This window comes from Burkholderia sp. E168m22 (assembly GCF_001319805.1).
Classification (GTDB): domain Bacteria; phylum Pseudomonadota; class Gammaproteobacteria; order Burkholderiales; family Burkholderiaceae; genus Burkholderia; species Burkholderia orbicola.
The window spans coordinates 75,663-88,225 of record NZ_BBSK01000112.1 but is presented as its reverse complement, the minus strand read 5'-3'; the positions used below and the strand labels follow the sequence as shown (position 1 = coordinate 88,225).

Genomic DNA, 12,563 nt, shown 5'->3' with positions numbered 1-12,563 from the left:
CCGTCTCTTGGCACGAGGATGGTGCGCGGCAAGTATATGATGCGGCGCGCTATTACGAAATATTGTTGTCTAAAAATTGGTGTCGTTTTGTGATTGTGTCTCAAAAAGAAACATTTCCGCGTGGCCCGCTTTCGGCGGTCGGCCGCGAGGGTGTCGAGCAGGAGCTTTGCGATGGAAGAAAATACCGCGCCCAACGTCATCGTGATCGACGGCGCCGCCCTGGCGGACGGCGGTTCGCTGTGGATCAGGATTTTGGTGGACGGGCAGGCCCAAGACTATTCGCTCGATCGCGTACTCGCATCGCGCGGTACGCCGCGCTACGACAGCATCCGCAGCGCGCACGGCGTACTGTCGAACGAAGAGCGACGGGAGTTGCGGGTGCTGCTGGAGCGCATCGCCGACCCCGCGATGTGGGCCGGCATCGTCGACACGTTCATCCAGGTGCTGAAGCGCTCCGACGCGTGATGAACGATGGCGTGCCGGGCGAGATTCAGAAGTCGTTGCGCATCTTGTGGAGCAGGCCGCTGGGTGACTGATGCGTGTCCACGGCAGTGAGGACATCGGTCAGGAACCACGGCAGGTTCAGCTGCGTGTTGGAATCGCCGACGCAGACGCGGATCGGCGGCGCGCTGGAGGGGGCGTGGGTGCCTGGTGCGGCGTCCCGCGACGGCACGCAATTTTTCGCGTATGCCTGAGCCGGAACCGGCGGCGCGACGGCACCCGAGGGCGCACCGGCGATGGCCGGCAGGCTGATGGCGGCAAACAGGGTCAGGGTGGCGGCAACGGCGACGCGTTTCATGAGGATTCTCCGGCGATGCTCGTTCGACCATGCGGGCCGGTGCGAGTTCGTGCGTGCGAGAGGCGTGTCACGTGCCCGAACGGGCCGCTTGGCCGCGTGCGACGCCGATCGCCTGCCCCGGTCGTCGGCCGCGCCGCTGCCGCGGCGCTTCTCCCGTCCGGCGCCGTAAGGCGCGCGTCAACGCGCTCGCGCATCCCGTCACTGATACCCGTAACACTGCTTCAGCCCCGCGTAGTCGTAGAAGTGGCTGCCCGGCGCGAGCTTCGCACCGTCGCACGCGGCCTGGAAATCCGTCTCGCGCTCGTTGTACAGCATCTTCACGATGAGCCGCGACCCGTTGCGATAGACATCCCACTGCATGTTCGCGGCCATCGGCGAGACCTGGTCGCCGCACCACGGATTGTTCGCATACGTGTACGTCTGCGCCTGCGGCGTCGGCACGAACACGTTCTTCAGGTTCATGATCGACGCGAACGGAATTACGATCTCCGCATGCGTGAAGCGCAGCTTCGCGGCGCGTGTCAGGTCGCCGCGCGCGATCGAATCGACTTCGCCGAAGAAGTCGTCCTGCAGCACCTTCGCCATCCGGTACGTCACCGGGTTCGCTTCCTGGATGCCGGGCCCCTTCTGGTAGTAGTCCTCGGCATCCTGGAGGTACGCGAGATACTGCGCCTGCTCCGCGCCGATGTACTTCTCCATCGTCACGCCGCCGGTTTCCGCGGTCATGGCCGGCGCGACCTGCAGCAGGTTGTACAGCACGTTCACCGCATCGACGGCCGTCGCGATCTTCGTCTTGCCGTCGCCCTTCAGCGTGTTGGTGAACTTGCCGTCCGTCGACGTGAACGCATAGGTGCCGGTGTTCGCGAACGTGTAGCCGTCGGAGCCGAGCTTCGCGATGAAGGCCGGCGACACGAGCGCGGCCAGCACCGTTTGCGCGACGTCGGCCGCCTGCGGTGCGGCCTTGATCGCCTTCAGCTTAGCGGCCACCGTCGCGTCGTTTGCATAGGTCTGGTACGCCTGGCTCGCCTGATAGGTCGCGTAGTACGGATCGCTCGTGTCGGTCACGAGATCGGTGGCCGGCTTCAGCGAGTGGAAATACAGCAGGAAGCGGTTGATGCCGGCCGGCTGTGCGACCGGTGCGCTCGCCGGATAGCCGGCCGGCGCGGCCGGCAGCGTGATGGCCGGCGCCAGTGCCGGCTGCGCGGCAACCAATGCCGCCGAGAAATACGTCGAACTGTCGACCGCGCGATCCTGGCCCGAGTTGACGACGACCACCTGCCGGTTGCCCGTCGCAAACAGCGCGGGCAACCGCTGCGCGAGACGCGCGGCGAGTTGCTGATGTTCGCGGATGCCGGTTTGCGTGAGGTTGCCGTACCCGGGTGTCGAAATGCCCTGCACGCCATAACCGAGCAGCGCATTGGCCTTCATCATCGCGTACGTGTCGGCCTTGAGCTGCGCGCCGAGCGCGGTCAATGCGCCGTCGGCCTCGGCCTTGACCAGCATCGCGTAGATCGCGCCGTCGTACTTGAAGCCCGACAGCCCGCGTGAGCCGTGACGGGCGACGAGTTCGGTATAGACCGGTGCGTAGCCGGCCGGCGGCGCTTCGTACGTTGCCGCGTCCTGCTGCGGGCGGTACGGCGTCTTCGTCTGGTAGTAGGTCGCGGGTGTCGGAGCCGGCGTGGGCTGAGGTTGCGGTTGCGGCGCGGGCGTCGTGCCGTTGTTGTCGGCCGACGTGGCGGGCTGCGTCGAGTCATCCCCGCCGCAAGCAGCGAGCAACAGGCCGGCAATCGTGAGGGCGGCGGCGGTGCGGGTCGGGCGTGTCATCGTGGCGGGCAACGGACGGGACGATGCGCATGTGCGTCGTCCCGTCTCCGGGGGAATGTGGTCGAGCCCCGAAGTGTTGCAAGCGACTTTGACAGCAGAATGTCAGGATGCGGTCGGACAATCGTCGGATGGCCGCCGAGTCGACGATGACGGCTGGCCGCTGCCAGCCCGTGTGCTGGCGTTCAGTGCAGCCCGGCCGATGCGATCGAGCGCACCGTATCTGTGATGTTCACGCAGCGCGACAGGCCGAAATGCTCGGCTTCGCGGCGTTCCGGTTCGCTGCTCGCGATCCCGACCGCGCGCTCCGGCGGTACGCCGAGCGCTTGCAGCGCGACATCGAACGGATGCTGATTCGATCCGGAGTTCTGTTGATCCGAATCCGTGACGACGACCGAGAAGCGGTCGAGGTTCGCGCGGCCGAACTGGCCTTCGAACATGTCGCTGAGCCGAGCGGCCGGCAGCGTCGTGACGAGACCGAGCCGATAGCCTTCTTCCGATGCCCGGTCCAGCCACTGGATGATCGCGTCGCGTTGATGGCGCGATTCGCGTGAATCCGGTGTGGCTTCGATCTGCGCGAATGCTGCGTCGAGACGGGTGACGATGGCTTCGATGACCACGGTGATTCCTTTTCAGAAACGTGATGATCCGTTCGCCGACGGGAATGCCACACACCTTAGCGTCGATCCGGAAAACGCGACTAATTAATATTTTTCGTCGACTCATACGATTTGGCTAATGAATGGGGTGGCAAGCCAGCGCGGGCGCGGAATGCGGGTCGCGCGGCATGTCCCGCATGAATTGCATCGTATCGATCGCGTTCAACGTGATGCACCAGCGTGGCGCGCAGTGTGAATGCATCGAGTCTATGCATATGGAAAAACGGCATATCGAGCGATGCCCGCCCGATATGCCGCGTCGTGATGCTGCGCGCGAACAACTGCGATCAATGCAGCTTGATCGACGGCTGGTGACGGCTTTGCAGCCAGTGGCTCAGCGACTGGAACAGCGCGCGCTTCATGCCGACCACGCTGAACAGGTGCTTGCGATACAGGAACTTGTACAGCCCGATCGCCGCCAGCCCGTCGACGATCAGCGAGCGCGAGCGCCCGCCGATGTCCGCCTGGTACACGGCGCCCGCATGCCCGAGCGACACGACGGTGCCCGCATCGCGGAACGTGAAGCCGGCCACCGGCTTGCCGGCGACGCGCCGCGCGAATGCGTTGACCAGATACACCGCCTGCTGATGAGCGACCTGCGCGCGCGGCGGCAGAAACCCGCCTGCACCGGCCGACGGGCACGCGGCGCAGTCGCCGAACGCATACACGTGCGGATCGTCGGGGGTCTGCAGCGTGTCGGTCACGATCACCTGGTTCGACCGGTTGAGCGCGATGTCGCCGATGCTCCGCAGCATCGCGGGGCCCGCGACGCCGGCCGCCCAGATCGTGATGTCGCTCGCGAGCCGTTCGCCGGTCGCGGTCGTCACGGCATCCGCGCCGACTTCCGCCACGCGCGTCTCGGTCAGCACGTCGACGTTCAGCGCGCGCAGCTGCGCGTGCATCTTGCCGGACAGCCGTTCGTCGAGCGCCGGCAGGATGCGCGGGCCGCCTTCGATCAGCCGGATGTGCACGTCACGCGCGGACACCAGCGCCTTGAAGCGGTACGTCGTCAGTTGCTGAACTGCATGGCGCAGCGCGGCGGCCAGCTCGACGCCCGTCGCGCCCGCACCGATCACGTTGATGCAGATCGGCGCCGCGCGCCGCGCGGGCTGCTGCTCGGCCAGGTGATTCGCCTTCGTGCACGCAGCCAGGAACTTGCGGCGGAAATCCTCGGCCTGATCGAGGTTTTCGAGCGGCAGTGCATGACGCTCGGCGCCCGGCACGTTGAAGAAGTTCGTCACGCTGCCGACTGCCAGCACCAGATCGTCATAGTCGAGCGTGCGCTGCGGCAGGATTTCCGTGCCGTCCGCATCCTGCACGGCCGCGATCGTCGCCGTGCGCGCCGCGCGGTCGACCTGCTGCAGCGCGCCCTGCACGAAGCGGAAGCCGTGGCGCTTCGCCTGTGCCGCGTATTCGATCGTGTGGGAGGCCGGATCGCGATGGCCCGATGCGGCTTCGTGCAGCAGCGGCTTCCAGAAGTGCGTTGGATAGCGGTCGACGAGCACGACGTCGGCCTGCCCGCGGCGCCCGACCGTATCGCCGAGGCGCGTCGCGAGCTGCAGGCCGCCGGCGCCGCCGCCGACGATCACGATGCGCGGCAGGCGCGGTGCGCGGTCCGTTGCAAGGGTGGGCGTGGTGTTGTCCATGTTGGGCTCCCGCTGAATGACGATTCGGATGACATTGCTCAAGAACCGACGATATAGTTTCGAACCCACTCGAACAATTTAATGTTTATAAGCGACTCATATGTATTCACTTATAGGAAAGACCGCGACGTTCCGGCAGTTGAAGGCGCTGGACATGATTGCGCGGCTCGGCAGCGTGTCGCGCGCGGCCGAGGAGCTGAACCTGACGCAGCCGGCCGTGTCGCTGCAGGTTCGCCTGCTCGAGGAGGCCGTGGGCGCCGCGTTGCTGCAGCGGGTGGGGCGTGGCGTGCAACTGACCGCGGCCGGCGAGATCGTGGCGCGCTACGCGCGCGAGATCCTGCATCTATGGAGCGAGGCCGGCGACGAAGTGGCCGCGTTGACGGGCGATCTCGGCGGCACGCTGCGGATCGGCGCGATCACGACGGCCGAATACCTGATCCCGCCGCTGCTCGTCAAATTCACCGCGACGCGCCCGCACGTGAAGACCTATTTCAAGGTCGGCAACCGCGACGACATCATCCGCATGCTCGCGACGCATGAAATCGATCTCGCGGTGATGGGCAGCGCGCCGAAGGAACTGCGCACGCACGCGGTGGAGTTCGCGAAGCATCCGATGGTGTTCGTCGCGGCGCCCGGCCATCCACTGATGCAGCGCAAACGCGTCGCACTAAAGGATCTCGAATCCGCGCACCTGCTCGTGCGCGAACGCGGCGCGGGCACGCGCTCGACCGTCGAGAGCCTGTTCAAGAACGCGGGCCACCGCTTTCATGTGGGCTCCGAACTGTCGAGCAACGAGGCGATCAAGCAGATGGCCGAAGCCGGGCTCGGCGTCGCGTTCCTGTCGTTGCACGCGTGTGCGCTCGAACTGCGCACGGGGCTGCTCGGGCAACTGCCGTTTCCCGGCAATCCGATCGAGCGCGAATGGTACGTGGTCACGCTCGCCGACCGGCGGATCTCGCAGGTGACGGGGCTGTTCCGCGACTTCCTGATCAAGCAGGGCGCGCCGGTGATCGACGGCGCGACGGTGGCGCCGCACGAGCGGCGGCGCAAGTAGGCGGCGTGTCGACCGGCCGGTCAGACGAGCCCGAAGTCGTCGTTGCTGTCGGGAATCGACGCGAGCAGCCGTTCGAGCCGGTACCAGCCGACGATGCGCAGGCCCCACGCGGCGATGGCGGTGCGTGTGTTGCGGGCGTTGGGGCCGGATGAAGGACGGGCGGCGGACGGCGAGCGTGCGATGAACGCCGCGCGCTGCGGGCAGGAATGGGGCATGACGGGCTCCGTAGGTGTCGGATGAGGCGATCGTAAGCGCTGCGGCACCCGCCGGCGCGCACGCAAGGATCGTCCCGAGCAGAAACGGATGATCTTTTTCTGTTCGATTCAGCGGCGGCCGCGCAGGGCCGGCACGCCGGCCCGAAACGCGTCACAATGCGCGTTCGGCACCTGATCTGGTGGAGACCATCAATGAGCGATCCGATTCTTGCCGCGCCGGCGGACAACGGCGTCCCGGTCAGCCTGCGCTCCAGCCGCGGGCTGGGCTGGCGTGGCTTCGGCGCGTCGCTGCTGGAGATTCGCGCGGGGACGTACCGGATTCCGGCGGCCGAGCATCACCGGATCGGCGTGCATATCGGCGCGCCGGTGCGCGCGGATTGCGTGTGCGACGGCGAGCGCGTGTCGCGCATCCAGGCGCACGGCGACGTCGACGTGATTCCGGCTGGCCTGCCCGGCCAATGGACCGACAGCGCCGATTGCCGGATTCTGCATATCGCGCTCAGCGACACCTTCGTGCGGCGCACCGTCGAACAGCTCGAACTGAAGCCGTCGCACGCGCAGATCCGCCGGCGGCTACAGGTGCGCGACCCGCGGCTGCAGCACATCGCGTGGGCGATGGCCGCCGAACTCGAAGCGGAAGACGCATCGGACCCGCTCTACGCGGAGAGCCTGTGCACGGCGCTCGTCGCGCGGCTGGTCGACGGCCAGCCCGTGTTTCGCGAACGCCGGCGCACGCTGGCGCCGAAGGCGGCGGCGCGCGTGATCGACTATGTCGAGGCGAATCTCGACCGGCGCATGACGCTGGCCGAGCTCGCGGCGCTCGTGTCGATCAGCGTGCCGCATTTCAAGGTGCTGTTCCGCGAAACGCTCGGGATGCCCGTGCACCAGTACGTCGTGCGGCGCCGGGTGGAGCGCGCGAAGACGCTGCTGCTCGAAGGCCGGCTCAGCATCAGCCAGATCGCGCTGGAGGCCGGGTTTGCGCATCAGAGCCACATGGCGAACTGGATGAATCGCGTGCTCGGTGCGACGCCGACGGAGATTGCGCGGTCGGGCGTGCGGGGCGGGTTGCGGCTGGCGTATGACGGTGAGGATGGCGGGAAAGACGCATAACGCAACAGCGGTACACGGACGTTGCGTTTGATCCGAGGGCAATCGTCCAACAGGTCGTTGGACAATTGTCGCGCTCGTCTTCTCCGGTTTTGACGCGCTTGCATCGGAGCGCATGCATGGTTGGCGTACTCAGCACGTCATCCTTTCCTGCTCGATTCATCCCTCCGTGCGCGCCTTCCGGGCCGCGCAACCCGACAATCACAGCACCTTCATCCCTCAGGAGCGAATCGTGTTCGTGATCTTCGGAGCATCCGGCAACGTCGGCTTGTCGACCGTGACGACCTTGCGCAACGCAGGCCATTCCGTGCGCGCGGTGCTGCGCGACGCGCGCCATCGTGAACGTTTCATGCAGCTCGGCTGCGATGTTGCGATCGCGGACCTGACGGATGCGAACGCGATCGCCGCGGCGATCGACGGCGCGCAGGCGGTGCAGATACTGTGCCCGGTGCCGGCTGCCGACCCCGATCCGGCCGCGACGATGACGCGGACGATCGACGCAGCGACTGCCGCGCTCGCCGCGAATCCGCCGCCGGCGCTGCTCGCGTTGTCGGATTACGGCGCGGAGCTTGAAGGCAATACGGGTATCACGCGCCTGTTCCATGACTTCGAGGCACGGCTGAAGACGATCCCGACGCGATTGACGCTGCTGCGCTCGGCCGAGCATCTGCAGAACTGGGCGTGCGTGCTGCCGGTCGCGCTCGGTACCGGCGTGCTGCCGAGCTTCCATCATCCGGTCGGCAAGGCGTTTCCGACGGTCTGGGCGCCCGATGTGGGCATCGTCGCGGCGCCGCTGATGCTCGATGCGCCAGAAGGCGACAGCGGGCCGCGCATCGTCAGTGTCGAAGGGCCGCGGCGGGTGAGCGTGACGGCGATTGCGGAAACGTTGGGCACGGCGGCAGGTCGCGCGATCGTCGCGCACGCGCTACCGCGCGATACGTGGAGCGCGACGCTGCTGCGCGCCGGGCTCAGCGAGCGTCATGCGCAGCTGATCGTCGACCTGTACGACGTGCACAACGCGGGGCGGATCGATGTCGAAGCCGACGTGTCGGAGCGGGTGTACGGGACGACGACGCTGGAGGAAGCGCTTGCTGCGCTGGTGCGCGCGCATGCGGCGCCGGCGTGAGGCGGGACCACCGGCCGTCAGTCGCATACGAGGTTCGCCGGCGAGACGCTGCCTGGTCGCCGTGCGCGTCGACTTCCGAATCTATTCCAGGCCATTCGCCTAATCCCATTGCGAAAGAAGCTCGGCCGGAATCGCGTTGACAACCTCGACATAGCGTTTGCCAACGCACTGTTCAGCCCGCTTCAGCAATATCGGGATAGGGCTGCTTGGTTCGTTCGCTTCAAACCACTGACGCGCCGTACGCATCGGGTGACGTGACGGTCGAGCCGTGGTGGGCTTCCATGATGGCGACGATTGGTCGGACCATTGCCGCATCGGTACCCGGTGCGTACGTGCAGGTCGTTGGTTACACCGACAACGTACCGGCTGGAGCGATATCCCGGGGCAACAATCAGGCGCTTTCAGAGGCTCGGGCTCGAGAGGTCGCGCGGATTTTCGCGGCCGCGGGAGTGCCGATGCAAAACATCTCGGCAACCGGACAGGGGGATGCCGATCCACTTGCCGACAACGGCACGGCGCCGGGCAGGTCACGAAATCGCCGGGTCGAAGTGACCGTATCGAATTGAGCGACGCGTCGGGACGCCGCCCGATTCGGCGATACAACGGACCTGTCTGTTGCAGCAGGCATGGTGGGATGCTCAATCCGCCTGACGCCCCCGCCCCCTGTTCAACACCGCATACGCCGCCGACCCGATCACGATCCCCCAGAACGCCGACCCGAGTCCGAGCCACGTCATCCCCGACGCGGTCGCAAGAAACGTGATCATCGACGCTTCGCGATGGTTCTCGTCCTCGAAGATTCCGTGCACGTTCGCGCTGATCGCGCCGATCAGCGCGAGCCCCGCCAGGATCGCGACGAACGCCTTCGGCAGCGCGAAGAACACCGTGACGATCGTCCCCGCGAATAGCCCGCCGATCAGATAGAACGCACCGTTCGCGAGCCCGGCGACGTAGCGCCGGTCCGGATTCTCGTGCGCGTCCTTGCCGGTGCAGAGCGCCGCGGTGATCGCCGCGACGACGATCGTGATCCCGCCGAAGCAGGCGACGACGAGCGACATCACGCTGGTCGCGGTGATGATCGGGCGCGCCGGTGTGTGATAGCCGGACACGCGCAGGATCGTCATCCCCGGCAGGAACTGGCCGGTGAGGCTGACGACGACGAGCGGCAGCGCCAGGCTGAGCGTCGTGCCGAGCGTCCATTCCGGGGCGATGAAAATCGGCCGCGCGATACTCGGCGACACGTTGCCGAGATGCGTCATCCCGAGCAGCGTCGCGAGCGCAGCACCCGTCAGCAGCACCAGCACGATGCTGTAGCGCGGCAGCAGCTGTTTGAAGATCACGTACGCCGCGATCATCCCGAAGCCGAGCACCGGCTGCGCGGTCGCGGCGGAGAACGCGTGCATGCCGAACGGCAGCAGGATGCCGGCCATCATCCCGCAGGCGATGCCGCGCGGAATGTGGCGCACGAGCCGGTCGAAATAGCCGGACACGCCGATCGCCAGGATGATCAGCGCGGCCGTGAGGTACGCGCCGACGGCCTGGTTGAGCGTCAGTTGCGGAAACAGGCCGACGAGCAGCGCGGTGCCGGGCGCCGACCACGCGGTGACGACGGGCACCTTCAGCTTCCAGCTGGCGAACAGGCCCGATACCCCGGCGCCGATCGAGATCGCCCAGACCCACGACGACACCATGTCGTTGGACGCATGCGCGGCCTGCGAAGCCTGGAAGAAGATCGCGAGCGGGCCCGCATACGAAATCAGGACCGCGAGAAAGCCTGCGGTGATCGCGGAAACGGACCAGTCGTTGCCGATCGTTCGGATCGCGCCGGGTGGGGTGTTCGGTTGCATCGTCGTCGGGGAATGCGGCGCGCGGCCGTGCGGCGGAGCCGGGGCGAATGATGGTCGGAAATCCCGGCGGAGCGGCCATTCTGGGCATTGCCGACGCAATTGGCAATTCGCGGACGACGATCGGTGTTGTCGGCTTTTCGTAAGGACCGGTGCCGACACGCGGAAACTTCTGACGTCAGGTGCTGATCTGCAACACCCTGTCGACCACTGCCACCTTGATCCCGCTGCCCGTCGACAGCGATGCCGTGCCCTCGTCGAACGGATGCACGGGCGGATCGGTCGGCGTCCACGCGTGGCGCGCGAGCAGTTCGCGATATCCGCCACGGATCACGAAGCCGCCGCATTTCTTCGCATACGCGTCGCGTCGCATCCGGTATGCGCGCGGCAGGTCGTACCACGGCAGCTTCGGCAGGTCGTGATGGACGAGGTGATAGTTGTTGTTCAGGTACAGCAGCCGCATCGCGAAGCCGGCTTCGTTGATCGTGATGCGCGCCTTCGGATGCGGCGCCGCGCGATGCTCGTATAGCGAGCGGATCATTGCGAGCGACAGCGCGGGCCACGTGACGGCCAGCAGGTAGTACCACCACGGCACGCCGATCGCCCATTGCAGCCACGCGAGCAGCGCGGCCACGCACGCGGCATGCGTCGCCCACATCGGCAGATAGCGGAAGTCGCCGCGCCGGAACGCGGCGAACGCATCGCGGAACGTCGCGGCGATGGCGAGCGGCGGCCCGACGACGATGCGTCCGAAGAAAGTCTTGCGCGCGACCGTCAGCGCCCGACACCAGCGCGGCAGCCGCGCCCAGCGTTCGCGCGTCACGTAGTTCGTTTCGGGATCGATGCCCGGCACGGTCAGGTCTTCGTCGCGATGATGCTCGAGGTGCGTGTCGCGATACAGCGTGTACGGATACCAGACCGTCAGCGGCGGATAGCCGAGCAGCTTGTTCACGAAGGCGGAACGCGTCGGATGGCCGTGCAGCAGTTCATGCTGCAGCGACAGGTGCCACGCGCCGAGCAGGATCAACGGCGGCGTCGCGGCGGCGAGCGACAGGTGCCCTTCGCGCACGAGCAGCAACACGGCGAGCCAGCCGCCGTAGATGACGACGACCAGCAGCCAGGTCGGCCACTCGGTGCGGGCGGTGAAGCGGGCGTCGAGCGCGGCGATCGCGCGCGCGTGGTCGACGTCGAAGTATTCGGCCATGGCGTTGAGGCGGATGGATCGGGCAGTGCGGGGAACGAGCGATGGAACCGGGGCGCTCGGCCCGGGTGCGCTGGTGTCTCGCGGATCACGGTCGGCTTGCCCGGCATCGCGCACGGTGGCGGCGCCGGCAGGCCTTCGAACGGTACCGAGGCGGCGCGGCTACGCCAACCAATTGATTCGCATTTGCTTATCGTCTTGCGGCCGATAAGCATCCGGGGCGCCGCCGATGCGTAGAATGCCCGCATGAAACCCTGGATCGCAGTCCTGCCGATGTACAACGTGACGCCGCGCCACGCCGCCCTGTGGCGCGCGCTGCTGCGTGATGCGCTCGATGCGTTCGCGAACGCGGGCGGGCCGGCTGACGTCGTGCTGCCCGACGCGCCGTTCGACGATCTGCTCGCACTGTGGCGGCGCGACGACCTGCTGCTGTCGCAGACCTGCGGCTACCCGTACCGGATGCTCGGCTTGCACGACGTCGTGCGATTGATTGCGACCCCGATTTTCGATGCGGAGGGCTGCGACGAGGCGCGCTACAGCAGCGTGCTGGTCGTATCGGCGCGTGTGTATGCGGGCGGCGCGACGACGCTCGCCGCCTGCCGCGGGTTGCGGGCCGCCCTCAACGGCGAGGATTCGCACAGCGGGATGAACGCATTCCGGCACGCGGTCGCGCCGCATGCGCACGACGGACGGTTCTTCGGCTCGGTCACGCCGTTCGGTTCGCACCTGAATGTGCTGCGTGCGCTGGCCTCGGGAGAGGCCGATTGCGCGGCGATCGACTGCGTGACGTTCGCGTATGTGCGCGACGCGCTGCCCGATCTGCTGAAGGACATCCGGATCATCGGCACGACGGCATCCGCGCCGGGCTTGCCGTTCGTCGCATCGCGGGCGGCGCTGGCGGATACGCAGGTGGACGCGTTGCAGGAGGCGCTCGAGCGCGCGGCTGCGGCCGATGTGGAACGGGCGCGCGTGCTGAGGCTGAAGGGATTCGACCGGCTGTCGCCGGCCGACTACGACACGATTGCGCGGTTCGAGCAGGCCGCCGCGACGCACGGCTATCCCGAACTCAGGTGACGCACGGGACGGCGCCC

The 12,563-nt window shown here is 67.0% G+C and carries 13 protein-coding genes and 1 pseudogene; 6 read left to right on the top strand and 8 right to left on the bottom strand.

Features of this window, described 5'->3' with window-relative positions; genetic code table 11:
- Window positions 1-171 precede the first annotated feature (171 nt).
- A complete protein-coding gene (locus AP428_RS26340) occupies window positions 172-465 on the top strand; it encodes a hypothetical protein (protein ID WP_011548617.1) in 294 nt (97 codons plus the stop codon).
- Window positions 466-490: 25 nt separating this feature from the next.
- Here AP428_RS26340 and AP428_RS26335 read toward each other — a convergent pair whose 3' ends face one another.
- The 4 genes from AP428_RS26335 to AP428_RS26320 form a co-directional block, all read right to left on the bottom strand.
- Window positions 491-799, bottom strand: coding sequence for a hypothetical protein (locus tag AP428_RS26335; RefSeq protein ID WP_011548616.1), 309 nt, complete (start codon window positions 797-799; stop codon window positions 491-493).
- Between the two features lie 198 nt (window positions 800-997).
- On the bottom strand, window positions 998-2,623 hold the full coding sequence (locus tag AP428_RS26330; RefSeq protein WP_011548615.1) for a histidine-type phosphatase: 1,626 nt from the start codon (window positions 2,621-2,623) through the stop codon (window positions 998-1,000).
- Window positions 2,624-2,805: 182 nt separating this feature from the next.
- Complete coding sequence (locus tag AP428_RS26325) at window positions 2,806-3,240, bottom strand: hypothetical protein (RefSeq protein WP_011548614.1); 435 nt, start codon at window positions 3,238-3,240, stop codon at window positions 2,806-2,808.
- Window positions 3,241-3,566: 326 nt separating this feature from the next.
- Window positions 3,567-4,925: an NAD(P)/FAD-dependent oxidoreductase gene (locus AP428_RS26320; RefSeq protein ID WP_011548613.1), complete on the bottom strand. Its 1,359-nt coding sequence runs from the start codon at window positions 4,923-4,925 to the stop codon at window positions 3,567-3,569.
- Between the two features lie 100 nt (window positions 4,926-5,025).
- Here AP428_RS26320 and AP428_RS26315 point away from each other — a divergent pair, with 100 nt between their 5' ends.
- The gene (locus AP428_RS26315; protein ID WP_006480013.1) at window positions 5,026-5,979 is read left to right on the top strand and encodes a LysR family transcriptional regulator; all 954 of its coding nucleotides are present in this window, start codon (window positions 5,026-5,028) and stop codon (window positions 5,977-5,979) included.
- A gap of 20 nt (window positions 5,980-5,999) precedes the next feature.
- Here the strand turns inward: AP428_RS26315 and AP428_RS26310 are convergent, their stop codons facing one another.
- Entirely contained in the window at window positions 6,000-6,194 is a 195-nt protein-coding gene (locus tag AP428_RS26310; RefSeq protein WP_041489438.1) for a hypothetical protein, read from the bottom strand.
- Between the two features lie 192 nt (window positions 6,195-6,386).
- Here AP428_RS26310 and AP428_RS26305 point away from each other — a divergent pair, with 192 nt between their 5' ends.
- Together AP428_RS26305 and AP428_RS26300 are read left to right on the top strand one after the other, a co-directional pair.
- On the top strand, window positions 6,387-7,304 hold the full coding sequence (locus AP428_RS26305) for an AraC family transcriptional regulator (protein ID WP_011548611.1): 918 nt from the start codon (window positions 6,387-6,389) through the stop codon (window positions 7,302-7,304).
- A 229-nt stretch (window positions 7,305-7,533) separates the two neighbouring features.
- Window positions 7,534-8,427: an NAD(P)H-binding protein gene (locus tag AP428_RS26300; protein ID WP_011548610.1), complete on the top strand. Its 894-nt coding sequence runs from the start codon at window positions 7,534-7,536 to the stop codon at window positions 8,425-8,427.
- Window positions 8,428-8,526: 99 nt separating this feature from the next.
- On the opposite strand, the pseudogene AP428_RS37545 reads toward AP428_RS26300, so the two are convergent.
- Window positions 8,527-8,673 (bottom strand): annotated as a pseudogene (locus tag AP428_RS37545) (type VI secretion system protein TssA); the annotation flags it as partial.
- Between AP428_RS37545 and AP428_RS35980 the strand changes: the two are divergent.
- The gene (locus tag AP428_RS35980; RefSeq protein WP_011548609.1) at window positions 8,634-8,993 is read left to right on the top strand and encodes an OmpA family protein; all 360 of its coding nucleotides are present in this window, start codon (window positions 8,634-8,636) and stop codon (window positions 8,991-8,993) included. The pseudogene AP428_RS37545 and the gene AP428_RS35980 overlap by 40 nt on opposite strands.
- Window positions 8,994-9,065: 72 nt before the next feature.
- Here AP428_RS35980 and AP428_RS26295 read toward each other — a convergent pair whose 3' ends face one another.
- Together AP428_RS26295 and AP428_RS26290 are read right to left on the bottom strand one after the other, a co-directional pair.
- A complete protein-coding gene (locus AP428_RS26295; protein ID WP_011548608.1) occupies window positions 9,066-10,274 on the bottom strand; it encodes a benzoate/H(+) symporter BenE family transporter in 1,209 nt (402 codons plus the stop codon).
- Window positions 10,275-10,449: 175 nt separating this feature from the next.
- Window positions 10,450-11,475 (bottom strand): fatty acid desaturase, encoded by a 1,026-nt coding sequence (locus AP428_RS26290; protein WP_011548607.1) that lies wholly within the window; start codon window positions 11,473-11,475, stop codon window positions 10,450-10,452.
- A 243-nt stretch (window positions 11,476-11,718) separates the two neighbouring features.
- On the opposite strand from AP428_RS26290, the gene AP428_RS26285 reads away from it, so the two are divergent.
- Window positions 11,719-12,546, top strand: a complete 828-nt coding sequence (locus AP428_RS26285) for a phosphate/phosphite/phosphonate ABC transporter substrate-binding protein (protein ID WP_011548606.1) — start codon at window positions 11,719-11,721, stop codon at window positions 12,544-12,546.
- The last annotated feature ends 17 nt before the right edge of the window (window positions 12,547-12,563 follow it).